Raw genomic sequence first — 22,293 nt, forward strand, 5'->3', positions numbered from 1 at the left:
CCATTATCTATCGTTTAGAATCTGTGGGGTTGATGATATGCTAAGCTCAAAGGAACTGGAGGCCATGGGAAGGGCGATTGAGGAGATCGGCGCTGCCAAGAGCTGCATAACCGGGGATGTCCTCAAGGAGGCCAAGAGGGTGGTCATGGAAAAGGGCCTGGATGCAGCAGAGATATATGCTGCTCAGCTCACAGGAACCGATCAGAATACAGAGTTGACGCGTGTTCTGAAGATAAGCCGGAAGAACGATCTCAGCCCAGAGGCGATAGCTCAGCTCCTGGATAAGCTCAATGTGATAGAGACTGGCAAATGGTAGGCCTGATATAGGCCAATTCACCAGGCCAATTCACCCCGGGCCAACACCATTTTATATTTCATATTTTTTGCAATTCCCTCCTGCCAGGGGCATTCAACTCGAGCAGGCGCACCAGCTCTCCAGCCCCATGAGGTATGCCGCCCCGGCTATGGTCACACCGAAGAGAACCACCCTCCTCTCATGCTCCCGTGCCCGGTCCAGGAGCTCGTCGATGGTGCCGTTCACTATGGTGGAGCCGGTGATCAGAATGATCTGGCATTGCTCGAATATCTCCATGGAGTTCAGGCCATCCAGAACCCTGACTCCGCTGCGAATGCTTCCCGCCTCTGCCAGGTCGGAGACCATCACCCTCTCTTTGCCGAAGGCCTTGACCAAAGCATCCAGAATCGCTGGCTGCAGGCCCACCAGACCCACCTTCTCCCATTGCTGATCCCTCAGCCAGTCCGCAACCTGTGAGGAGCAACTCCTCGGGCCATCATCCCGGCAGTGGACTGTCAATTCTATCTTTTCCAGGTATCTGAGTGCTGCATTCATGGTGGAAACAAAGACCGCTCGCTCGAAGCTCTCCTCCAGGGGCAAGGCCAGAACATCCCCCAAGGTCCCTTTGAAGCTGCCCTGAGCGGCGGTGAACGCCTGACCGACAGCCCCCTTGAAGGTCGCCTGCATGAGGACCTCCCGTCCCCTGATTATGGGAAAGTCATCCCGTCCCGGATCTCCGATGGCCTCGGCAGAGCTGAGCGGCCGGCTGACGACCACCTCGCTTTGCAGCTCCCGGCGATATGCCTCATCTCCCTGAGACTGCAGCAGCCTGACAAAACGCCTCTTTGCCTCCTTTAATAGCTCTCCACTGGTCATGCTCACCTCTTGGGCTTGGATTTCATTGCAATTCATTGCAGGTGAATCTGTGATTTGCCCTTCTGGATTATCCCCTTTGCGGCAGAGGCGGCCCGTTCAGCGACCTGAGTTAGCCAGTGGTGCATAATCTATAAATACGATGTATGTTTTCAATCAATATAGTACAAAATTGTACATTAAACGATCTGGTGATTCACTTGAGCTATCTGCAAAAGATCATGGAAGGGCAGGACCTCTCCCTGGAGGAGGCTGAGGCCCTGATGGACGAGATCTTCAATAAGGCATCCGATGCCATGATCGGAGCCGTTCTGGTGGCGCTGCGCAGGAAGGGCGAATCGGTATCCGAGATCGCGGGGTTTGCCAGGAAGATGAGAGAGTCCGCCATCCGCATAGAGCCCTCAGTCAATGGCAATCTGGTCGATACCTGTGGCACAGGAGGAGACGGCTCGAATACCATCAATGTGAGCACCGCCGCAGCCATCGTCACTGCTGCCTGCGGCATCCCCGTGGCCAAGCACGGCAATTATGCCATAAGCTCGAAGTGCGGCAGTGCAAACGTCCTGGATGCTCTGGGGGTGAAGATCAGCTCCGACCCGGCTGAGGTCCAGTCTCTGATTCAGGAGGTGGGAATTGGATTCATGCTGGCCCCGGCATTCCATCCTGCCATGAAGAGGGTGGGCCCGGTGAGAAAGGAGCTTGGCATTCGTACCGTCTTCAATATCCTGGGGCCGCTGACCAATCCCGCCGGGGCGAAGGCGCAGGTGATGGGGGTCTACGATCCCGCTCTGTGCGAGAAGCTGGCCCGGGTGCTGCATGTCCTGGGAACGAGGAGGGCGATGGTGGTGAACGGCGAGGGCATGGATGAGATCACCAACACCGGCGAGACCCGCATCTCTGAGCTCAATGATGGATCGGTGAAGAGCTACACCCTCCATCCAGAGGACCTGGGCTATCCGCAGGCAACGAGCTCCGATATCGCTGGCGGGATGCCCGATGAGAATGCCCGCCGGTTGGTGGAGGTGCTGAGGGGCGAGCCCTCCCCGGCGCGGGATATCATCGTCATCAACTCCGGGGCAGCGGTCTATGTATCCGGCCTCGCCTCCACTCTGAGGAAGGGGGCGAGCATGGCCGAGGAGGCCATCGATTCCGGAGAGGCCTTAAAGACCCTGAAGAGGATGGTAAATGCAAGTGGAGAGCCAGAGAGGCTGGAGCGCTTCTTATGACCAGGGTCAAGATCTGCGGCCTCAAGGATGGGCTCGACCTTGAGGGGGCACTGCAGGCGGGGGCAGATGCAGTGGGATTCATTGTAGAGATTGAGCAGAGCCGACGCTGCATATCCGCCTCCGCTGCCCGGGAGCTGATCGATATGGTCCCGCCCTTCGTCGCCAGTGTGGCTGTGATCCATCCCCGCGATCTGGATGATGCTCTGCGTCTCGCAGAGGATACCGGTGCTGATCTGCTGCAGATTCACAGCAGACTGAAAAGGGAGGAGCTGAGGAGATTGAGGGATAGCGTCTCCCAGAGGATCATCATCGCCTGCCGGGCAGAGGGAGATGAGGCCCTCCAGATGGCTCCGCTGGCAGACGCCATCCTCCTTGATACCTGCAAGAACGGTGTGCTGGGCGGGACCGGCGAGACCCATGACTGGAATCTCAGTGCCCGGCTGGTCCGGGAGCTGAAGGTCCCAGTGATCCTGGCCGGAGGCCTTGGGCCGGATAATGTCTGCCAGGCGGTGCGCACCGTCCGCCCTCATGCCGTTGATGTGGCCAGCGGGGTCGAGGTAGAAGGGAGAAAGGATAGAGGGAGGATGGAGCAGTTTGTAGAGCAGGTGAGATCATGCCGCTAGAGCCGGTGATGGTTGATGTCACAGACAAGGTGAGCGTCGATGCCCCGCTCACCCTTTATATGAGGCTGAGGTCCCGCCGGCACCCCTACCTCCTGGAGTCGGTGGAGAAGTCAGGGAACCGGGCCCGCTTCTCCTTTGTGGGCGCCGATCCCTCTGCTCTGGTGACCATCAAGAACCGTTATCTGGTCATGGACTTCTTCAATGGAGGAATAGAGAGGATGGAAGAGCGCCTATCCAACTGCATAGACCTGCGCAAATCGGATAAGAGGCTGGAGGGGCCGATCAAAGAGGGGTTTGACCTCTTCGATGCCCTGCGCTCTGCCATCCCCTGCCGGAGATCCTCTGAGGCCAATAGCTTTGGCCGGCAGGTATTCTTCGGGGGAGGGATAGGCTATCTCTCCTACGACCTGGTGATGGAGCGGCTGAACAGGAGGTCCCTTTCCGCCACCCCTGATGCTCAGTTTGCAGTGATGGAGAGCACATTCATCTTCGACCATCTCATCAGAAGGGTCTACTTCGCCGTGGCCCCCATACTCCCCGGGGCGAAGACGGACCTGGTGGAGGTCATTCAGGGAGCCGATCCCGAGGACAGCCAGGCAGAGGATCTGCAGGGCCGGGTTCTGAGGATGGGGGAGGCGTCAATCTACCAGGAGGGAGTGGCCCAGTCCAAGGCCCATATCATCGATGGCGACATCTTACAGCTGGTCTTGGCCCGGTCTGCTCAGGTGAGCTGCAGCAACCCCGTGGGCCTCTACCGCCGCCTGCGCAGCATCAATCCCAGCCCTTACACCTATCTCTTCGAGTTCGGCCCCCTGACCATCGTCGGCGCCTCGCCCGAGACCCTGTTCTCGGCCTTTGCAGGAAGGCTGAGGGTGAACCCCATTGCAGGCACCTGCCCGAGGGGAAGGACGGAGGGGGAGGATGCCGCCCTGGCCCAGGCGATGCTCCAGGATGAAAAGGAGAGAGCAGAGCATATCATGCTGGTGGACCTGGGCAGAAATGATGTGCGGGCGGTCTGTCAGCCGGGAACGGTTAAGGTCGAGGACTTCATGTCCGTTCTCAAGTACTCTCATGTGCAGCACATCGAGACCACTGTGGTGGGCGACCTGCGTGCTGAGTGCGATCAGTTCGATGCCGCCCGATCGGTCTTTCCAGCCGGAACCCTATCCGGCGCTCCAAAGCTCCGGGCGATGGAGATCATCGATGATCTGGAGGAGGAGCCCCGGGGGTTGTACGGCGGAGGCATAGGTTACTTCTCAGTGGACGGGAGTGCCGACTTCGCCATAGCCATCAGAAGCATTCTCCTTCAGGATGGTGTGGCCACAGTGCAGGCGGGAGCGGGAATAGTGGTCGACTCCGATCCGGAGAAGGAGTTTTTGGAGACGGAAAGGAAGATGGCGGCCATGAAAAGGGCCCTGGGGGTGACGGCATGAGGCCTATTCTCTTTGTGGACAATCACGACTCCTTCGTCTGGAACCTGGTGGATTATGTCTCTGTCTTTTATGATAACACCATCGTCCTCCCCAATGAGATCAGTCTGGAGGAGGTGGAGAGGCTGAAGCCCAGGGGGATTGTGATCTCCCCCGGGCCGGGCCATCCGTCCAGGGCCAGGGACATCGGCAACTGCCTGGATATCATCCTCGGCCATCCCCATACTCCCATCCTGGGGATATGCCTGGGCCATCAGGCCCTGAACCTGGCCTATGGGGGGAGCACCTCCCATACCAGGCCCGTGCACGGAAAGAGCTCCCGGATCGGGCATGACGGGCGGGGGATATTCCGGGGAGTGGAAAACCCCTTACAGGGTGGACGATATCACTCCCTGGCCATAGAGAGGCTCAGCCCGGAGGTGGATGTATGTGCCCGGAGCGCAGAGGGGGTGGTGATGGCCATCCGCCACAAGAGCCGGCCTCACTCCGGTCTGCAGTTCCATCCGGAGTCGGTTCTCACCCCCTCGGGAAAGAGGATCATCCAAAACTGGGTGGAGGAGGTGGAAGGTTGCATTCATTGATCGATGACATTCTGCAGAGCTCCCGGGCTCGCGGGCCGGGGGCCGGGGAGGGCTGGCCGGTGGAGGAGAGGAGGGATCTGGTCGCCTCTGCCCGGGCGGCGAGGGGCAGGGGCATGATCCCCATCATCGCCGAGATCAAACCCAAGGCCCTGGGCAGGGCTCTCGCTCAGGAAGAGGTGGCCGCTTATGCCCGCGCTTATGCCCAGTACGGTGCCTGCGCCATCTCCGTTCTCACCGAGCCCACCCACTTTTTAGGCCGCCTGGAGAATGCCCGTACCGCCCGCCAGGCGGGACTGCCGGTGCTGAGAAAGGACTTCATATTCAGTGAGGAGCAGCTCTCCGAGGTCCAGGCGGACCTCGTGCTGCTCATCGCTGCTTTAAATATCGATTTGGACGATTTCATTGCTGCAGCCAGGGCCATTGGGATGGAGCCGCTGGTGGAGGTTCATTCAGAGGAGGAGCTGGAGAGAGCCCTGGGGACGGAGGCAGAGATCATCGGCATAAACAATCGCAACCTTAAGACACTGGAGGTGGACCTGGAGACCTTCGAGCGGCTGGCTCCGCGGGCGAGGGAGGCAGGGGTGTTCCTGGTGGCGGAGAGCGGGGTGCACACACCGGAAGACGCCAGGCGGATGGTACAGGCGGGGGCAGATGCCCTGCTGGTGGGAACGGAGCTGATGGCAGAGCCCTGGAGGCTGGAGGAGATAAACAGGCTCTGAGAGGCAACGGCATCTATCCGTCCTCCAGCCCATTGCTGCCCGCAGGCGGTATCTTCTCTTATCCCTCTATTCCCTGCCTGCGGGCCCCAGGTTGAAGACGATTGTCTTGAGAGCAGTCAGCTCATCGATGCTGTAGCCTATCCCCTCCCGCCCGACTCCTGAGTCCTTCTTGCCGCCGAATGGGAAGTAGCCCACCCCGTGAGAGGGGCAGTCGTTGACAGTCACCTCGCCGCACTCCAGCGCCCTGGCCACCCGCCACATGCTATGGAGGTTCTCTGTGAATACTGCCGACTCCAGGCCATACCTTGACCCCAGGGCAAAGCCCAGGGCATCGCCCTCATCCTTGCAGCGGATGACCACTGCCAAAGGCCCGAAGATCTCCTCCCTGGCCGCTGCAGCCTCCTTGGGGACATGATCAAGTACAGTCGGCTCAAAATAGGCATCATGATGCTCGCCGCCCAATAAGAGCCTGGCTCCCTTCTCCGTCGCATCTTTGACCAGATCGCTTATCCTCTCCGCCGCCCGGGAATCGATCAGGGGGCCTATGCTCACAGAGCTGTCCCTGGGGTCGCCAAGCTCCCACCCCTCCGCCTCGGCAACCATCCTCTCCACAAGCTCATCCGCTATCCCCTCCACAGCCAGGATGGCGCTCACGGCATCACACCTCTGCCCGGAGAACTTCAGCGATCCATAAACGCACCTTCTGGCAGCCAGATCGAGATTTGCATCCTCCAGGACAATGGCGTAGGCCTTTCCGCCCAGCTCCAGGTGAAGCCGTTTAAATCCAGCCTTCCCTGCTATCTCTTTCCCGATGGGCGTGCTCCCGGTGAAGTTGATCATATCCACATCATCGCTCTCGACGAGTGCATCGCCCGCTTCCGATCCCTTGCCCGTGACCAGGTTCAAGCTGCCCTCCGGGACCCCCGCCATCTGCAGAATTCTTGTCAGCATAGTGGCCGAGATCGGGTTGGTGCTCGACGGCTTTACGACCACAGAGTTTCCTGCCAAGAGGGCCGGCACAACCTTTGTTGCGGCTATGAAGAGAGGATAGTTGAAGGGAACTATGGCCGCTACAACTCCCAGGGGTTCACGGATGACAAGAGACATCTTCTCTTCTGTCCCCTTATTCCAATCCCCTGGTATCCAGTCGCCATAAAAGCGGCCCGCCTCCTGGCGGGTGAATTCCAGCCTTCGCACTGTGGCCTCGAACTCTCCCTGAGCATCGGATCTTGTCTTCCCGGCCTCAAGCTGCAGAGCATGCAAAAACTCCTCCTGGTGCTCTTTTAACATCTGCGCTGCCATCCTGAAGATCTCCATCCTCTCCCAGCCGGGCATCTCCCTTATTCCTCTGCTCCTTTTTGCTGAGCGGCAGGCGAGCTGCACATCGCTCGCATGCAAAAACTCCTCCTGGTGCTCTTTTAACATCTGCGCTGCTATCCTGAAGATCTCCATCCTCTCCCAGCCGGGCATCTCCCTTATTCCTCTGCTCCTTTTTGCTGAGCGGCAGGCGAGCTGCACATCGCTCTTTGTTCCTGCCTGGGCTCTTGCTATGCTGCTGCCGTTTATAGGAGTGCGGACAGCAAAGGCCTCATCCCGCTCGCTCTCCCTCCAGGCGCCATCGATCAGCATCCTGAAGGTGGGCAGGCCGCCGGCCATCTCATAGATTCCATCAAAGGCAGAGCTCAGCCTCAGGTCAAGATCATCTCCATCTGTCTTCATCTCTGGCATATCACCATCCTCCAAGACTTCATCCTCTGGGCGCCATATATTTTTGGCCCTCAACTTAGCTGTGCGGCTGATACACTGCCTGGAATCTTCCTGTGCTCTGGCCTATTTCGGGCTGGTGCTTCTTCCTTTCCTGGATCATCCCTTCACGACCACAGAAAGCTTTATCTCATTTTATGGTCCACTGCCTTAGTTCAGTTCCGGAGAGTTGGATAGATGGGCACAGAGAACGATCTAGAGAAGTGCGGAGCGATTGAGGTTGCAGAGCTGCTCTTGACGGCAGATCTGTACAACCGCAAAGAGAATCTGACAGAGGATGATCTGCCACCCAGTATTCGCAAGCATTACTTCGATGCAGATACAAAGAGCGTAAAGCGTCCGATTTATGTGACCAGCAGCGATGTGCGAGAGATCTATGGCATAGAGAACGTCAAAGCAGTCATCAAGGATCTGAGCTTTATCTCCTTTGAGGAGTTCGGGTCGCAGCTAAGGCTTACTGTATTTGATGTCGCCGCCAGATGGTTTGCCAATCAGAAGGATCTGGCCAGGATCAGATCCAATCCCACCCTTGCCTTCTTTTATGAGAACTATGACTCCATTGGGGTGAGCTACTCCGAGGCCAGACAGGACAACAAGCCCCTCTCTGCAGACCGGGAATGGATAAATGCCCGCATAAAGGAGCTGTGCAGGGATGAAAAGGAGGCAGATGAGGTCCTCAAGCTGGCCTATATAAAAGCGCCAGAGGATGTGAGAGACAGCATCTCTGGCTTGATACTGACCGAGGAGCAGAAGACGGAGATCGAGAAGACGGGCAAGGCGCTGGAGAACAGGGAATACCTCCGCCAGATAGGCCTGTATGAGATCGGCAAGCTCCTCTTCATCGGCCCGCCGGGAACGGGAAAGACCTCCACCGCCCGGGCGCTTTCCAGCTGGTTTTCCCTCCCCATAGTGGAGGTCCGCCTATCCATGATCACCAGCCAGTACCTGGGGGAGACCTCCAAGAACATAGACAAGGTATTCGAGCTGGCCAAAAGGCTCAGCCCCTGCATACTTTTTATTGATGAGTTCGATTTCGTGGCCAAGACCAGGACCTCAGATGAGCATGGCGCCATGAAAAGGGCAGTCAACACCCTGCTCAAGGCCATAGATGAGATCAATCTGGTCGAGCATGGCGTCCTTCTCTTGGCAGCCACAAACCATCCCCAACTGCTGGATTATGCCGCCTGGAGAAGGTTTGATAAGGTGCTCAACTTCCCCCTGCCCGATCTGGATACGAGAAAGAGGATCCTGGAGAAGATCCTCGAGCCCATAAACGCCAATGTGGATACTGCAACCCTGGCGGAGATGACCGACGGCTACTCGGGCTCCGACCTGCGGCTGGTGATCAGAGAGGCGGTGCTCAATGCCCTGCTGGAGAACAGAAGAGAGCTATGCCAGCAGGATCTCCTCAACTCCATCGATGACTTCCGCCAGAGGATCTCTGACTACAAGCGGAGCATCTCCTCATGAAGATCACCCTTCTGGGCACAGGCGATGCTATAGGCACTCCCAAGATAGGCTGCAAGTGTCCGGCCTGCATGGATGCCCTGCGGGGGGGACGCAGCCGGAGGATGAGGTTCTCCGTCCTCATCGAGTCGGATGAGGATGATGGCCGGGTGCTGGTGGACACCAGCCCGGACCTGCGCTGGCAGCTATTGAAGAAGGATATAGCAAGCGTGGACGGTGTGATCTGGACCCATGCCCATTATGATCATTATGCGGGCTTTGGGGATTTCCACCGGGTGCAAAGCCACGTGGATGTCTATGCCCTGAAGGATACAATGGACTATATCCTCAACTATCTCTATTTCCTGGCCCCCGTGCGCCATGATGTCATAGCCGGGCAGCCCTTTGAGATCGCAGGAATGAAGTTCACCCTCTTCGAGGTCAACCACCCTCCAATAGAGACCGCTGGAGTACGGATAGACGACGGCCGCAAGGTGGTGATCATCACCAGCGATACCAAGATGGAGATCCCGGAAAAGAGCCTGGAGCTGATGAGAGATGCCGATCTGATGCTAGCCGATGCCATCACCCCTCCCGGCTATACCATCAGCAAGCACATGACGGCGGATGAGGCCATAGAGCTGGCAGAGAGGCTGGGGACGAAGAGGCTGATTCTCACCCATTTGAGCCATCTGTACCCACCTCATGAGGAGGCTCTGAAGAGGTGGCCTCTGGGGCACGATATGATGGAGATAGTATTATAAAAAAGTTGGGTTTTTTTATGGAATAAATTCCCTGCCCAAAGAGCATCAGCTCTCCAGCACCCTGCTCATCGCCTCCACCCCTGCGCCGCAGGCGGACAGCTTGCCCTCTTTGAGCAGAATCAGCTCCAGGGTCTGAATGGTCCTCAGTAGATCGCCATTGGAGCATACCCCCATGGTGCCGATGCGGAAGATCTTGCCCTTGAGCTGCTCTTGCCCCCCGGAGACTATGACCCCTTTCTTCTTCATGCCCCCGCGCAGCCTGTCGTCCGATACGCCCGCGGGCATCTTCATGGCGGTCACAGTATTGGAGTAATGAGAGTGCTCATTGGTCTGGGGGAAGAGCTCTATATCCAGCGCCCTGGCAGCTGAGCGAACCGACTCCGCCTGCTTTGCTGCTCGCGCCCTCCGGGCAGCAAACCCCTCCTCCGCCGCCATATGCAATGCCTCCTGCATGGCGAAGAACAGGGGAACTGCGGGGGTGAATGGGGTCTGAGCGGGGTCCTTTCGCGCGCTCTTCAGATGGGCCTTCAGATCGGCATAGTAGCTGGCGCTCTGGGGCAGGAGGCTCTCCTCCGCTCTGGGAGATACTGAGACCACTGCCAGGCCAGGGGGCACAGCCAGGGCCTTCTGCGAGCCGGTGACGGCGATATCGACATTCCACTCGTCTGTGGGGAACTCATTGCCCCCGATGGAGGATATGCCATCCACAATGAAGACAGCATCATGCTTCTTTGCCAGCCTTCCCACCTCCTTTGCCGGATTGGTGAGGCCCACAGAGGTCTCATTATGGACCATGGCCACAGCTTTGGCCCCCTCTTCCAGGGCGGCTGCAACTCGATCCAGATCGAAGGGCATGCCCCAATCGAATCTCACGGGAATGGACTGGCCATACCTCTCGCCGATCTCAGTGAAGCGCTCACCGAACTTGCCATTGGATATGGTGACTATCTTATCCTCATGACCGATGATCCCGGCTACAGCAGCATCCATGCCTAAAGTCCCGCTGCCCGTCATTATCGCGATCTGGTTTCTGGTCTCAAAGAATTCTCCAAGCAGCTGCATGCACTCGCTGTAAATAGCTCCGAACTCAGCGCTCCTGTGGCTGATCATTGGCTTGGACATAGCTCGCAGCACGCGAGGCGCGACCTTGACCGGCCCTGGAATCATGAGCAAAGTATCCTCTATATCCATTTGATCCCTTCTTAGCATCCTGATTTCAGGCAGCCTATATAAAACTAGCTTTGATGCGCTGCGCCGTTGACCAGCTATGCCTGGCGCAGGAGGGGAGCTCCTTATTCTCCCTCACCCATCCGGAGAGAAAAGCGATGGTATCGCGATCATGGGGATATCCACTTCCTATGGTGCACTGCATCTTCTGCTCCAGCTCCCGCATGGACTGATCCCGGCGCACCTTGGCCAGAATTGAGGCCGCAGAGACGACCCGATGCCTCTGATCTGCCCTGTGCTCTGCGATCAGATCCATGCTGCTCTTGCAGCGGTTGCGAACTGCACGGGCAAACCTCTCCGCATTGACATCGGAGGCATCGAGCACGCCCCTGTCGGCATGGAGCCTTTCCACCACCTGGGAGAAGCTCCTCACCATGATCTCATTCATGGTCATGACCTGGCGAAGTTCATCTATCACCTCCGGCCTGACCTCCAGGATGTATTGATCTGTGGCAATGGAGGTGATCTTTCTCGCCAGAGACTCCCTCTTCACTGAGGAGAGCATCTTGGAGTCCCTCACCCCCAGGGCAGCCAGGTCGAAGAGCCTCTCCTCCTCGATCACCAGGCCGGCGACGAACATGGAGCCGATCACCGGCCCCTTTCCTGCCTCATCTGCACCCATCAGCAGCATAAGAGTTGATTGCGCTGCTGATACATTAAGTAAGCGAATCTGACGAAGATGGACTCTGCAAGCAGGGCTCCTGCGCGCAAGGCTTATAAGCTAGGATAAATCAGTGAGTATGTCCAATATGCAGCGGGGTAGGGTAGTCAGGATATCCCGACGGGCTCATAACCCGTAGACCAGTAGTTCAAATCTACTCCCCGCTATAAATTTTTTCTCAATTATCGCCAATCGCGATATATCCCTGGTAGGAGCGCTGCAGCAGGGAGATCCTCCCCCCGAGGATGGCAAATGATAGATAATATAATGATTACATCATTGATCACTGTAATGACAGCATCAATGGTCGCAGCAATGATAGCATCATCGATAGCTATAATGATGGCTTCATCGATAGCTGTAATGATGGCATCATCGATAGCTGTAATGATGGCATCATCGATAGCTGTAATGATGGCATCATCGATAGCTGTAATGATGGCATCATCGATAGCTGTAATGATGGCATCATTGAATGCTGATTTCAGATTGGTCTTCCCAGATGATCTCTATCCATTTACCAGTTATGAATAATCAGAGATCTATCGCCATCCGTCATTGAATTTTTAAAATGATCTGAATTGATAGATCACTTTTAAAAATAAATATGAATATCAGTGGCAGAAAACGTATAAATATCATAGATCCAACTATTCTAATGCCTAGCTTTAACGGGCAAAATAGATATACATGGAATTAACCGTACCCGATGAGATCAATATTTGGAGGATGAAATATGAAAATCAACTGGCTATCATCAGCCCTGATGGCATTCATTCTATTTGCATGTCTTCTAGGAGCTAATGCAGCGGAACCGGTGGCATTAAGCGGCTATCAAGGCAGTGCAGTTATCGACTTTGAAAACTCTGCCCTGTACAATGATTTTTATGGATCCACCATGGGCGTAGCGCCAGCCACTCTGCTCAGTGCTCCCGTCCAGGTTGATCTGACTGGCAAGGCACCAGCATATGTGTATTTCGGCACGGCTATGCAGAAGGTCGACTATTCCACCTATCAACCAGCTGCTGTGGGCAACTCCCTGTGGCTTGCTGGAGCAACTAGCTGGTCGCAGTATGCTGTGGTCCCCCAGGGATCAATGGTGAATCTTCTGGCCATCTCCAGCAAGGAGGGACAGGGAACCTTCATCGTATACCATCCCAGCGGTCAGAGATATGAGTTCAACTACTTCCTCTTCCCCGCCAGCCAGCTCCGGCTTTATGCAGACAAGCCTGGCAGATACCAGATCTCCTTCATCGTAGATGGAATGGCCAGCAATACAGTGAATGTGGATGTATTGAGCACTGTAACTGCCACAAAAGCACCGGCGGGCATAACCACTGTAACCAGCCCCGATTATCTGGGATCTGTCTATGGCGTTCCCAAGACCAGCTTCGGCCCTCAGGCCGGTTTGGATAACAAGGCGGCATTAAAGGAGTATCAGAAGCTGATCAATAGTGAGTACTGGAGCAGTGCGGATAACGACATCGCCTGGGCAATTGGAATAGATAGATGGCTGAATGCAGCCTGAGCAGCATTGAGTGATGAGAATCACATCCTTTTTTATTTTTAAAATATTTTAACAGTAATGGCATTTATATCTGCCCAAAACTATTCAGACCATTTCAAAGCATTTAAATAAAGACGGGATGCATCATCGATGTACATTAGATTGCATCTCAGCATAGAGATGGAGGTCCCAGATGAAAATCAAGTATTTGCTCGATGAAGAAGAGCTGCCAAAGAGATGGTACAACGTAGCTGCAGATATGCCAACGCCCCTGAAACATCCTCTGCATCCGGGAACGCTGAAGCCTCTGACCGCCCAGGACATGGAGGCGATCTTTCCCAAGGCGCTCATCCAGCAGGAGATGAGCACTGAACGCTGGATAGAGATACCAGAAAGGGTAAGGGATATCCTCCGCCTCTGGAGGCCCACCCCCCTCTATCGAGCCGCCTCCCTGGAAGAGAAGCTCAAGACCCCTGCCAAGATCTATTACAAGTATGAGGGGGTGAGCCCCGCGGGCAGCCATAAACCCAATACTGCTATCCCCCAGGCCTACTACAATATGAAAGAGGGGATAGAGAGGCTGGCAACTGAGACCGGAGCCGGCCAGTGGGGTTCAGCCCTCAGCCTGGCCACCTGCCTGTTCGACATGAAGTGTACTGTCTACATGGTAAGATCGAGCTTTGATAGCAAGCCCTATCGCAAGAGCGCCATGCGAGTCTGGGGTGCAGAATGCCTCTCCAGCCCCTCGGAGAGGACGAACTACGGCCGGCAGATAAGAGAGAAGATGCCCGACACTCCAGGAAGCCTGGGAATAGCCATCTCCGAGGCGGTGGAGGATGCAGCAGGCCATGATGATACCAACTATGCCCTGGGATCGGTTCTAAACCATGTCCTCCTCCATCAGACGATAGAAGGGCTTGAGCTGAAAAAGCAGTTCGATCTGACTGAGGACTATCCCGATGTGATGTTCGGCTGCTGCGGCGGAGGGAGCAATTTCCCGGGGATGGTCTTCCCCTTCATTCCCGATAAGCTCAAGGACAAAAAGGAGCTGCGAATGGTCGCCTGCGAGCCCACTGCCTGCCCCACCCTCACCAAAGGTCTCTTCGCCTACGATTATGGCGACACAGCAGGCATGGCTCCGGTGATCATGATGTACACCCTGGGCCATGACTTCATACCACCCGGCATCCATGCTGGAGGGCTGCGCTATCATGGGGATGCACCACTGCTGAGCAACCTGGTGCATGACGGCCTGATCGAGGCCACAGCTCTGCAGCAGAACGAGGTCTTCGAGGCGGCAACTCTCTTCGCCCGCACCGAGGGCATAATCCCGGCACCGGAATCGGCCCATGCCATCAAGCCGGCCATAGATGAGGCCCTCAAGTGCAGGCAGACTGGAGAGGAGAAGGTCATATTCATCTCCCTCAGCGGCCACGGACACTTCGACCTGGCATCATATGATGCCTACAATGATGGCAAGCTTGTCGACTACGTCTATCCTGCCGAGCTGGTCCGTCAGTCCCTGGCCAAGCTGCCGAAGCCCTGATCGAGGATGAAGAGCGAGATAGAATGGCAGCCCCTGGGGCCAGGATAGGCTTTCTGATCAACCCCATAGCCGGCATGGGCGGCCCAGTCGGCCTGAAAGGGACTGATGGCCTGGCTGAGGAGGCAGAATCGAAGGGGGGAAGGGCAAGGGCAAATGAGAGGGCCAGGGCTTGCCTTTGCCTCCTATCTGGGATGAAGGACAGGATTCTCTTTCTCACAGCCAGCGGCTCCATGGGCAGAGACTGCCTTGATGGGTGCAGCCTTGAATGCAAGGAGGTCTATTCCAGTCCGCTCAAGAGCAGCGCCATAGATACCATCCAGGCCTGTCAGGCCTTCATTGCAGAAGGGGTAGATCTCATACTATTCTGTGGCGGGGATGGCACAGCCAGGGATGTGGCGGGGATTGCCGGCCACACCCCTATCCTGGGCATTCCCGCCGGGGTGAAGATGCACTCCGGGGTTTTTGCCGCCAGCCCTCAGGCGGCCGCCGATCTGGTAGGGCGATTTGTTAAGGGAGAGCTGAATTTGAGGGAGACGGAGATCGTGGATGTCGACGAGGAGTTCTACCGCAGGGGGGTGCTCCAGACGAGGCTTTACGCCCTGGCCAAGACCCCCTATCTCCCAGTCCTGGTCTCGGAGCGAAAGAGGATCTACAGCTCCAGCCAAGAGGATGAATTCAAGGATCAGATCGCCCTTTTCGCCAGCGAGTTTATGAGGGATGGCTCAATCTACATCCTGGGGGCGGGGAGCACCACCAGCCGGATAGCAGATATTCTGGGGGTGGAGAAGACCCTACTGGGGGTGGATGTGATTCAGGATGGAAGGCTGATGATCAAGGATGCCTCTGAGAGGGAGCTATTGGAGCTGCTCAGCCGGGAAGCGAATGTGAAGATCATCCTCTCTCCTATCGGCGCTCAGGGCTTCATCCTGGGCAGAGGCAACCAGCAGCTCAGCGCTGATGTCGTCCGCCGGGTGGGCACAGATAACCTGATAATAGTATCCACCCCCCACAAGCTGGCTGAGATCCCTCATCTGCTTGTGGATACGGGAGATCTGGACCTGGACTGTGCCCTGGCAGGCAGAAGGCAGGTGGTGACCGGCTATAGAATAGCGCAGATGAAGGATACCCTTGCCGCCTCGATGTTGTGATGTTGTAATGGATCTTGCCGCACAAAATATCTCAGCATATAGGTTTTTTTTAGCCTTTAGAAGCAGTCAGTAGAATCAGTCATTAGAAACAGTCATTAGGATCAATCGGTAGGATCAGTGAGCAGGATCAGTGATTAGAAACAGTCAGTAGAAACAATCAGTAGGATCAATAGGTAGGATCAGTGGGGCAGTCTGCTCTCTCAGCTTGCACCGGAGAAATACTCCCAGGCCTGAATGATATAGTCGCCATAAAGAAGCCAGATCAGAACAAATATTCCAAAAATAACATAGAGGTTGGTGATATACACCAACCACTGCAGAAGACGCATCTTCTTTTCGGGCGTCCCGAACCAGTCCTCCGCTTTTCGCTCGAACCAGTTTGACATCACTATCCGGTCATGCAGAGGCCTTGGCAGAGGTGGCAGCCAACTCAATATTCTTCTTAGCCTCCTCCTCTGCCGCCTTCTTCTCGGCCTTGTCCTTGAGCATCTTCAGCTTGACTATGTTGTCCCTTTCCATCTCCTCCAGGGCCATGCCAATGAACTTGATGGTATCCTTGAGATCAGGAACCACCTTGAACTCCAGAGCATTGACCCGCCTCTTTGTGCTGTCGATATCCTCGACCAGCCTGATCATGGCGGTCTCCACCTCTGCAGCCAGTATGATCTTGTCCAGCAAGATCTCATAGGCATCTGCCGCCTCATCAATGGCCGCACTGGTCCCTATCACACCGTAGCCCCGCTCGTACATCTTCTTCTGCACGGCTTCAGCCTCGATCTTGGGAACCACAACGCCCATGATGTTGCGGGAATCGAGCTGGATGGCTGGCTCCTTCTGGAGGGCATAGGCCACACTTCCTATGGTAACCGAGCCCTCGATGGCCGAGGCCATTTGAAGCCTCTGCTCAGCTTTGAGCAGGGCATCTACCAGCTCCTTTCGCACTGTCTTGGCCCTGTTCAGCACCTCGAAGAACTCAATCATGAGGCCGTCACGCTTCATTTTGAGGAGCGAGTGACCAGTTTCGGCGACCTTCATCCTCCTCTTGAGAGCGATCAAGACCGCCCTGGTCGGTTTCGTTCCAGGAATTATGGCCATGATCTCACTTCTTCGCGGCGCTTGCAGCGTACTTGGGGTGATATTGCTTGATGAATTTGTCGTCGATCCTGGTGAGCATCGCCTCTGGGAGGTCAGCTAAGAGATCCCATCCGATCTGAAGGGTATCGAAGATCGACCGGTCCTCATCTCTTCCCTGATTGACGAACTCCTTCTCGAACTTGTCAGCGAACTCAAGGACCAGCTTATCCCTCTCCGAGAGAGCCTCTTTGCCCACGATGGCTGCCAGGCCGCGCAGATCATTGCCCTCTGCATAGTAAGCATAGAGCTGATCCGATACTGCCCGGTGATCCTCGCGAGTATGGCCCTTTCCAATGCCAGAGTTCATCAGCCGGCTCAGGCTGGGTCTGATGTCGACAGGCGGATAGATGCCCTTTCTGTGCAACTCCCGGGAGATGATGATCTGGCCCTCAGTGATGTATCCGGACAGGTCGGGTATGGGATGGGTGATGTCATCGCCGGGCATGGTCAGAATGGGGAACTGGGTGATGGATCCCTTCTTGCCCTTGATGATCCCTGCGCGCTCATACTGGCAGGCCAGGTCGGTGTACATGTACCCAGGATAGCCACGCCTTCCGGGCACTTCCTGGCGAGCCGCTCCCATCTGACGGAGGGATTCGCAATAGTTGGTCATATCCGTATAGATGATGAGCACGTGCATGTCCAGATCGAATGCCAGATACTCAGCAGTGGTCAGTCCCAGCCTGGGGGTCAAGATCCTCTCCACAGCCGGGTCGTCGGCCAGGTTGAGGAAGACCACTGCCCTCTCCAGGGCGCCTGTCCTCTCGAAGTCAGAGAGGAAGTGCTGTGCCTCTTCGTTGGTTATGCCCATAGCACAGAAGATGACAGCGAAGGACTCAGCCTCGCCCAGGGCCTTGGCCTGTCTGGCGATCTGCAAAGCCACATCATTGTGAGGCAGACCGGCACCAGAGAAGATGGGCAGCTTCTGGCCGCGCACCAGGGTGTTGGTGCCATCAATGGTGGAGATGCCCGTCTGGATGAAAGCACGGGGCTTCTCACGGGACGCGGGATTGATGGCCGCTCCAGCGATATCCCTTGAGACATCGGGAACGATCTCCGGGCCGCCGTCTCTGGGCCTTCCCGATCCTGACAGGACACGGCCCACAATGGCAGGGGATAGAGGCATCTTGATGACATCCCCAGTGAAGCTGACGGCGCTTTCCTTGGACAGGCCGCCCGTTCCCTCAAACACCTGAACGACGACTATTTCATCTGAGGAGTCCAGAACCTGACCCCTCTTCAGCTCTCCACCTGTCCTGATCTCAACGAGCTCATTGTAGCCCACAGGCTCAGTCTTCTCTACGAAGATGAGAGGTCCAGAGATCTCAGTAATAGTCTTGTATTCCTTTGTCATTTTTGAACCCTCCTCACTTCAGCGCCTTGAACTCATTCTCCATATCAGCCATCACCTTTGCCAGGATGGGCTCGTACTCATCCTCCAGTCTGACCTTGGCCAGGGCATCCTTGGATGGCAGGGATGTGATCTGGCCCACAGGTATGCCCTTCTGGACGGCCTCAAAGGCATAATCCCTGTACTTCAGGATGGCCTGCAGAAGATCGAACTGCTTCTTGTAGGGGCAGTGGGTGTCCACAGGATGGAAGGCATTCTGTGCCAGCCAGAAGTTGATGATCATCCTCGCTACCTCGAGGGTGACCTGCTGGTCCTCGGGCAGAGCATCAGATCCGACGAGCATCACAATCTCCTCCAGCTCGGCGTTCTCCTGCAGAATGGCCATGGCCCTTCTCTTGTTCTTGTTCCAATCAGCGCTGACGTTCTCCACAAACCAGGGCTCCAGGTCCAGATCATAGAGGGAGTAGGAGTCAAGCCAGTTGATGGACGGGAAGTGCCTGCGCTGGGTAAGCTTGGAGTCAAGGGCCCAGAATACTTTAACCATTCTCAGAGTATTCTGTGTCACAGGCTCGGTGAAGTCTCCACCAGGCGGGGAGACTGCTCCCACGATGCTGACTGAGCCCTGACCACCATTCAAGACCTCAGCCCGCCCGGCGCGCTCATAGAAGTCGGCCAGTCTGGCACCAAGGTATGCAGGATAGCCCTCCTCACCAGGCATCTCCTCCAGACGGGAGCCCATCTCTCTCATGGCCTCTGCCCACCGGGAGGTGGAGTCAGCAGTCATGAGCACATCATAGCCCATATCCCTGTAATACTCAGAGGTGGTCATTCCGGTGTAAACAGAAGCCTCACGAGCAGCCACAGGCATGTTAGAGGTATTGGCGTAAACGATGGACCTCTCCATCAAGGGCCGTCCAGTCTTTGGATCCTGCAGCTCTGGGAACTCATAGAGCAGATCGGCCATCTCATTGCCGCGCTCGCCGCATCCCACATAGACCACAACATCAACATCTGCCCACTTGGAGAGTGTCTGCTGCATAACAGTCTTTCCAGTACCAAAACCGCCGGGAATGGCTGCCGTTCCGCCCTTGGCCAGGGAGAAGAATCCGTCAATGACCCTCTGCCCAGTGCTGAGGGGAATGGTGGGTGCCAGCTTCTCGGTCACGGGCCTGGCCTGTCTCACCGGCCACTTATGCATCATGGTGATCTTGGTTCCATCGTCCAGGACTGCCACAGTCTCCTCGACAGTGAAGTTTCCACTGTGGATCTCCTTGATGGTTCCACCCTTGAGATTGGGTGGGATCATGATCTTGTGCTTGATGAGAAGCTGCTCTTGAACCCAGCCTATGGACTGGCCAGGCTTGACAACATCGCCCTTCTTCACCTCGGGATTGAACTCCCACTTCTTCTTGTGATCGATTCCGTCCACGAACAGGCCTCTGCTGATGAAGTCCCCTGAGGACTCTGCCAGCATTGGCAGTGGTCTTTGGATGCCGTCATAGATCTGGGTCAGAATGCCAGGACCCAGCTGCGCTACGAGGGGAGCGCCTGTCTCCTTGACGGGCTCGCCAGGCCTGACGCCGCCCGTATCCTCGTATACCTGAATGATATGCTTATTGCCGGAAATACCGATGACCTCGCTCATCAGACCTTCCTCACCGACCAGTACCAGGTCGTACATGGAAGACTTCAGGCCAACTGCCTGAACAAGTGGTCCGGCGACTCGCTTTATTTTCCCTACTTCCATAAATCAACACCTATCGCCCTTTTAATCTTCTCTCTCATCTCTGTGCTATGCTCGGTTCCAATGGAAATGACGGTTGGCTTAATAGACTCTGATAGCTGCTCCTGAAGCCTCTTGGGCAGCCTGTTATAGTCCGCTTGCTTCAACACCAGGATCCCAACGCCAGAATCTGCCATGACCTCATTGATCTTGGAGATCATCTCATCTTCGGTGTTGGCAGCATATGATTTCTTCACTCCTGCCAGATTGAACCCGAGGACACTCTCGCTTCCACCTACAAAAGCAATCTCCATTCTATGCCACCACCACTTGTTCCTCTATGAGTTCAGCAGGAAGTCCGGCCTCCTTTCCTCTAACGATCTTCCTGATGTTGGAGATCTCTGTCTCCTTGCTCACCATGTACCCGAGCACCGGCAGGATGGATAACGGATGATAATTGGAAAGAGCCCATGCATACCGTATGAGATAAGCCTTCAATCTGGCCTCCACTCTGCTCACGGCATCAAGATCCGACGTTGCGATATCAGATATTGATGACCAGAAGGGATAGCCCTCCAGTCCACGCAGGAACTCGCCAAAAGGCTGGCCTGCCATGCGGGACAGCTCGTCATGCAGCTTTCCTCCAGGAATGAGATTCTCCTGTATTATGGCTGCATCGATGCCTGCCTTGTTCATCCGGAAGAGAGTGATCAGATTCTTGATATCTATCTCCCTGCGAACATATTTGAGCAGCAGTCCTCCACCTACCGACAATGTGCCGCCTACAGCGCGCTCCATTCTGAAGTAGTAGAGTTTATCCAGAGCGTTCTCCAAAGATGCGAGATTCTTGCCATCGTATTGCGCAAAAGCGCTGGCATAGTCGGTCCCATCAAAGGCGGTGATGATATCCTGAATGCTATCCTTCTTCGCCAGCTCCTCTAGATACTCAGGGGATAGCTCGCCCGCCGGAACGAGATACTTCATGATCTCTGTATCGGCGGCCCCCGAGAACTTTCCTCGCAGGAGGGTCTTGATGTTCCAGACATCCCAGCGCCTCAGATACTCCAGAATCAGGAAGGATGGCTCGTCTATAGAGACCTCAGCCAGCTTCCTGAAGGTCTTTGCCATATTGGCAAATGTGGCATGCTCAATCAGATCCACACCGGAGTAATCCTTGGCGAGCGCGTCGATTTCATCCTTATACTGAGTCTCCTCCAGGTATCGTGCGATCTCTGACATCTCCATGTTCATCATGCGGGGATACATCTCCGCCGGGATGAGCTTGGTCTTCATCGCCCGGACTCTGCCCGTGATGTAAGCGTACTTCACCGGTAAACCGAACTTCGGCAAACGTAGTACAGGCATTGTCCTCACCCGAATAATATCTTGGAAACCTCTTTCATGTGGTTACTGAAGACCTCACGCGCAAGAGTTTCATATGACAAATCATAACGTAGAGCTCCATCCTTGCTCTCAACCACAACGCCGCCTGCGATATCCAGGTTCCCGCCGTAATTAGGGGCGAGAGAGGTTATGAAGGCCTCATCCCTCTTATTGGAGTAGACCTTCATATCCTTGAGTTCGTAGGGCTCGAGCAGCTTTTTGAGCATGGCTTCATTATCCTTCTTGGAAAGATTGGCGATCTTCTCAAGGAGCATTGTCCTTGCCTTCTCCAGGAGATCCTTGTGTACATTCAGCTCCGCTCTCTTGACCTCGAGATTGGCGCTGGAGATCTCCCTGCGCTCGATAGCCTCTACTGCGTGTCCCACCTCAGCTTCCTTCCTGGATTTGATTTCAGCGGCACGTTCCCTAGCTTCATTGAGTATTCGTGCAACCTCAAGGTCTCCTTCGCTCTCTACCTGAGCGACCTTATCCTTGCTGGTTGCCAGAACCGACTCAATAACTGCATCAAGTGCCATTGCCTCTCACCCTTTGGAATGGCCAGCTCAGGGTGTCACTATGGCAGAGAAAGGCGTCCAGGCGAACATCAGGATCAGAGATACGGCGAGGCCGAAGATGATCAGAGTCTCGGGCAGAAGCATGAGGAAGAGACCCTTACCCAGGAATCCAGGCTCCTCAGCCACGACGCCCACCACAGCGGCTCCAATACCCTGCTCACCAACACCTGCACCGATGCCTGCCAATCCAGTAGCAAGGCCAGCACCCACAGCTATCAATCCATACAGTATTCCCGCATCTGCTACAACTACCATTTTCCTCAATCCTCCTTTTTATGAATATTACAATCTGTGCTCAAATTTCTGATTTCAAATGT

Annotated in this window: 24 protein-coding genes and 1 tRNA gene; 13 read left to right on the forward strand and 12 right to left on the reverse strand. The window is 55.7% G+C overall.

Annotated elements, in window-relative coordinates; translation table 11 throughout:
• The first annotated feature begins 37 nt into the window (after positions 1 to 37).
• Complete coding sequence (locus tag IPI63_RS03380) at positions 38 to 316, forward strand: hypothetical protein (RefSeq protein ID WP_214066128.1); 279 nt, start codon at positions 38 to 40, stop codon at positions 314 to 316.
• Positions 317 to 409: 93 nt separating this feature from the next.
• On the opposite strand, the gene IPI63_RS03385 is transcribed toward IPI63_RS03380, so the two are convergent.
• Positions 410 to 1,171 carry a Rossmann-like domain-containing protein gene (locus tag IPI63_RS03385; RefSeq protein WP_214066130.1) on the reverse strand — a complete coding sequence of 254 codons (762 nt, stop codon included), beginning with the start codon at positions 1,169 to 1,171 and terminating at the stop codon, positions 410 to 412.
• Between the two features lie 188 nt (positions 1,172 to 1,359).
• Between IPI63_RS03385 and trpD the strand changes: the two genes are divergently transcribed.
• The 5 genes from trpD to IPI63_RS03410 are packed head-to-tail and all read left to right on the forward strand — an operon-like array spanning position 1,360 to position 5,747.
• Positions 1,360 to 2,394, forward strand: a complete 1,035-nt coding sequence (gene trpD / locus IPI63_RS03390) for an anthranilate phosphoribosyltransferase (protein ID WP_292476634.1) — start codon at positions 1,360 to 1,362, stop codon at positions 2,392 to 2,394.
• The gene (locus IPI63_RS03395) at positions 2,391 to 3,017 is read left to right on the forward strand and encodes a phosphoribosylanthranilate isomerase (RefSeq protein ID WP_292476636.1); all 627 of its coding nucleotides are present in this window, start codon (positions 2,391 to 2,393) and stop codon (positions 3,015 to 3,017) included. Before trpD ends, IPI63_RS03395 begins: the two co-directional genes overlap by 4 nt.
• Positions 3,008 to 4,450, forward strand: a complete 1,443-nt coding sequence (gene trpE / locus IPI63_RS03400; protein ID WP_292476638.1) for an anthranilate synthase component I — start codon at positions 3,008 to 3,010, stop codon at positions 4,448 to 4,450. Before IPI63_RS03395 ends, trpE begins: the two co-directional genes overlap by 10 nt.
• Entirely contained in the window at positions 4,447 to 5,028 is a 582-nt protein-coding gene (locus tag IPI63_RS03405) for an aminodeoxychorismate/anthranilate synthase component II (RefSeq protein ID WP_214066125.1), read from the forward strand. Before trpE ends, IPI63_RS03405 begins: the two co-directional genes overlap by 4 nt.
• Complete coding sequence (locus IPI63_RS03410; RefSeq protein ID WP_292476640.1) at positions 5,016 to 5,747, forward strand: indole-3-glycerol-phosphate synthase; 732 nt, start codon at positions 5,016 to 5,018, stop codon at positions 5,745 to 5,747. Before IPI63_RS03405 ends, IPI63_RS03410 begins: the two co-directional genes overlap by 13 nt.
• Positions 5,748 to 5,813: 66 nt before the next feature.
• Here IPI63_RS03410 and IPI63_RS03415 read toward each other — a convergent pair whose 3' ends face one another.
• Complete coding sequence (locus tag IPI63_RS03415) at positions 5,814 to 7,475, reverse strand: aldehyde dehydrogenase (protein WP_292476641.1); 1,662 nt, start codon at positions 7,473 to 7,475, stop codon at positions 5,814 to 5,816.
• Between the two features lie 213 nt (positions 7,476 to 7,688).
• Here IPI63_RS03415 and IPI63_RS03420 point away from each other — a divergent pair, with 213 nt between their 5' ends.
• The gene (locus IPI63_RS03420) at positions 7,689 to 8,981 is read left to right on the forward strand and encodes an ATP-binding protein (protein WP_292476643.1); all 1,293 of its coding nucleotides are present in this window, start codon (positions 7,689 to 7,691) and stop codon (positions 8,979 to 8,981) included.
• Positions 8,978 to 9,721, forward strand: coding sequence for an MBL fold metallo-hydrolase (locus IPI63_RS03425; protein WP_292476645.1), 744 nt, complete (start codon positions 8,978 to 8,980; stop codon positions 9,719 to 9,721). Before IPI63_RS03420 ends, IPI63_RS03425 begins: the two co-directional genes overlap by 4 nt.
• 45 nt (positions 9,722 to 9,766) lie before the next feature.
• On the opposite strand, the gene IPI63_RS03430 is transcribed toward IPI63_RS03425, so the two are convergent.
• Together IPI63_RS03430 and rnhB are read right to left on the reverse strand one after the other, a co-directional pair.
• Positions 9,767 to 10,912, reverse strand: a complete 1,146-nt coding sequence (locus IPI63_RS03430) for an alanine--glyoxylate aminotransferase family protein (protein ID WP_366850521.1) — start codon at positions 10,910 to 10,912, stop codon at positions 9,767 to 9,769.
• A 34-nt stretch (positions 10,913 to 10,946) separates the two neighbouring features.
• On the reverse strand, positions 10,947 to 11,579 hold the full coding sequence (gene rnhB / locus IPI63_RS03435) for a ribonuclease HII (protein ID WP_292476646.1): 633 nt from the start codon (positions 11,577 to 11,579) through the stop codon (positions 10,947 to 10,949).
• 122 nt (positions 11,580 to 11,701) lie between these two features.
• Between rnhB and IPI63_RS03440 the strand changes: the two genes are divergently transcribed.
• The 5 genes from IPI63_RS03440 to IPI63_RS03460 all read left to right on the forward strand — a co-directional run bounded on the left by IPI63_RS03440 (position 11,702) and on the right by IPI63_RS03460 (position 15,810).
• Positions 11,702 to 11,776: transfer RNA gene (locus tag IPI63_RS03440), tRNA-Met, on the forward strand.
• A gap of 85 nt (positions 11,777 to 11,861) precedes the next feature.
• On the forward strand, positions 11,862 to 12,143 hold the full coding sequence (locus tag IPI63_RS03445) for a hypothetical protein (RefSeq protein ID WP_292476648.1): 282 nt from the start codon (positions 11,862 to 11,864) through the stop codon (positions 12,141 to 12,143).
• A 202-nt stretch (positions 12,144 to 12,345) separates the two neighbouring features.
• Positions 12,346 to 13,137: a hypothetical protein gene (locus tag IPI63_RS03450; protein WP_292476649.1), complete on the forward strand. Its 792-nt coding sequence runs from the start codon at positions 12,346 to 12,348 to the stop codon at positions 13,135 to 13,137.
• 172 nt (positions 13,138 to 13,309) lie between these two features.
• A complete protein-coding gene (locus tag IPI63_RS03455) occupies positions 13,310 to 14,662 on the forward strand; it encodes a TrpB-like pyridoxal phosphate-dependent enzyme (protein WP_214064508.1) in 1,353 nt (450 codons plus the stop codon).
• A 23-nt stretch (positions 14,663 to 14,685) separates the two neighbouring features.
• Positions 14,686 to 15,810, forward strand: a complete 1,125-nt coding sequence (locus IPI63_RS03460) for an ATP-NAD kinase family protein (protein ID WP_292476651.1) — start codon at positions 14,686 to 14,688, stop codon at positions 15,808 to 15,810.
• 200 nt (positions 15,811 to 16,010) lie between these two features.
• Here the strand turns inward: IPI63_RS03460 and IPI63_RS03465 are convergent, their stop codons facing one another.
• From IPI63_RS03465 to IPI63_RS03500, 8 genes are read right to left on the reverse strand one after another with little or no spacing between them, the layout of a single operon-like run.
• Positions 16,011 to 16,199, reverse strand: a complete 189-nt coding sequence (locus tag IPI63_RS03465) for a hypothetical protein (protein WP_292476653.1) — start codon at positions 16,197 to 16,199, stop codon at positions 16,011 to 16,013.
• Positions 16,200 to 16,206: 7 nt separating this feature from the next.
• Positions 16,207 to 16,905, reverse strand: coding sequence for a V-type ATP synthase subunit D (locus IPI63_RS03470; protein WP_292476655.1), 699 nt, complete (start codon positions 16,903 to 16,905; stop codon positions 16,207 to 16,209).
• Positions 16,906 to 16,909: 4 nt separating this feature from the next.
• The gene (locus IPI63_RS03475) at positions 16,910 to 18,298 is read right to left on the reverse strand and encodes a V-type ATP synthase subunit B (protein ID WP_214080088.1); all 1,389 of its coding nucleotides are present in this window, start codon (positions 18,296 to 18,298) and stop codon (positions 16,910 to 16,912) included.
• A gap of 13 nt (positions 18,299 to 18,311) precedes the next feature.
• Positions 18,312 to 20,042, reverse strand: a complete 1,731-nt coding sequence (locus IPI63_RS03480) for a V-type ATP synthase subunit A (protein ID WP_292476658.1) — start codon at positions 20,040 to 20,042, stop codon at positions 18,312 to 18,314.
• The gene (locus IPI63_RS03485) at positions 20,033 to 20,332 is read right to left on the reverse strand and encodes a V-type ATP synthase subunit F (RefSeq protein ID WP_214065381.1); all 300 of its coding nucleotides are present in this window, start codon (positions 20,330 to 20,332) and stop codon (positions 20,033 to 20,035) included. The genes IPI63_RS03480 and IPI63_RS03485 overlap by 10 nt, the downstream gene beginning before the upstream one ends.
• Position 20,333: 1 nt before the next feature.
• A complete protein-coding gene (locus IPI63_RS03490) occupies positions 20,334 to 21,347 on the reverse strand; it encodes a V-type ATP synthase subunit C (RefSeq protein WP_292476659.1) in 1,014 nt (337 codons plus the stop codon).
• A gap of 41 nt (positions 21,348 to 21,388) precedes the next feature.
• On the reverse strand, positions 21,389 to 21,937 hold the full coding sequence (locus tag IPI63_RS03495) for a V-type ATP synthase subunit E (protein WP_292476661.1): 549 nt from the start codon (positions 21,935 to 21,937) through the stop codon (positions 21,389 to 21,391).
• A gap of 27 nt (positions 21,938 to 21,964) precedes the next feature.
• Positions 21,965 to 22,231 carry an ATP synthase C subunit, lipid-binding protein gene (locus IPI63_RS03500; RefSeq protein WP_013719982.1) on the reverse strand — a complete coding sequence of 89 codons (267 nt, stop codon included), beginning with the start codon at positions 22,229 to 22,231 and terminating at the stop codon, positions 21,965 to 21,967.
• Positions 22,232 to 22,293: the final 62 nt, after the last annotated feature.

Source organism: Methanothrix sp., from assembly GCF_016706325.1.
Lineage (GTDB): Archaea > Halobacteriota > Methanosarcinia > Methanotrichales > Methanotrichaceae > Methanothrix.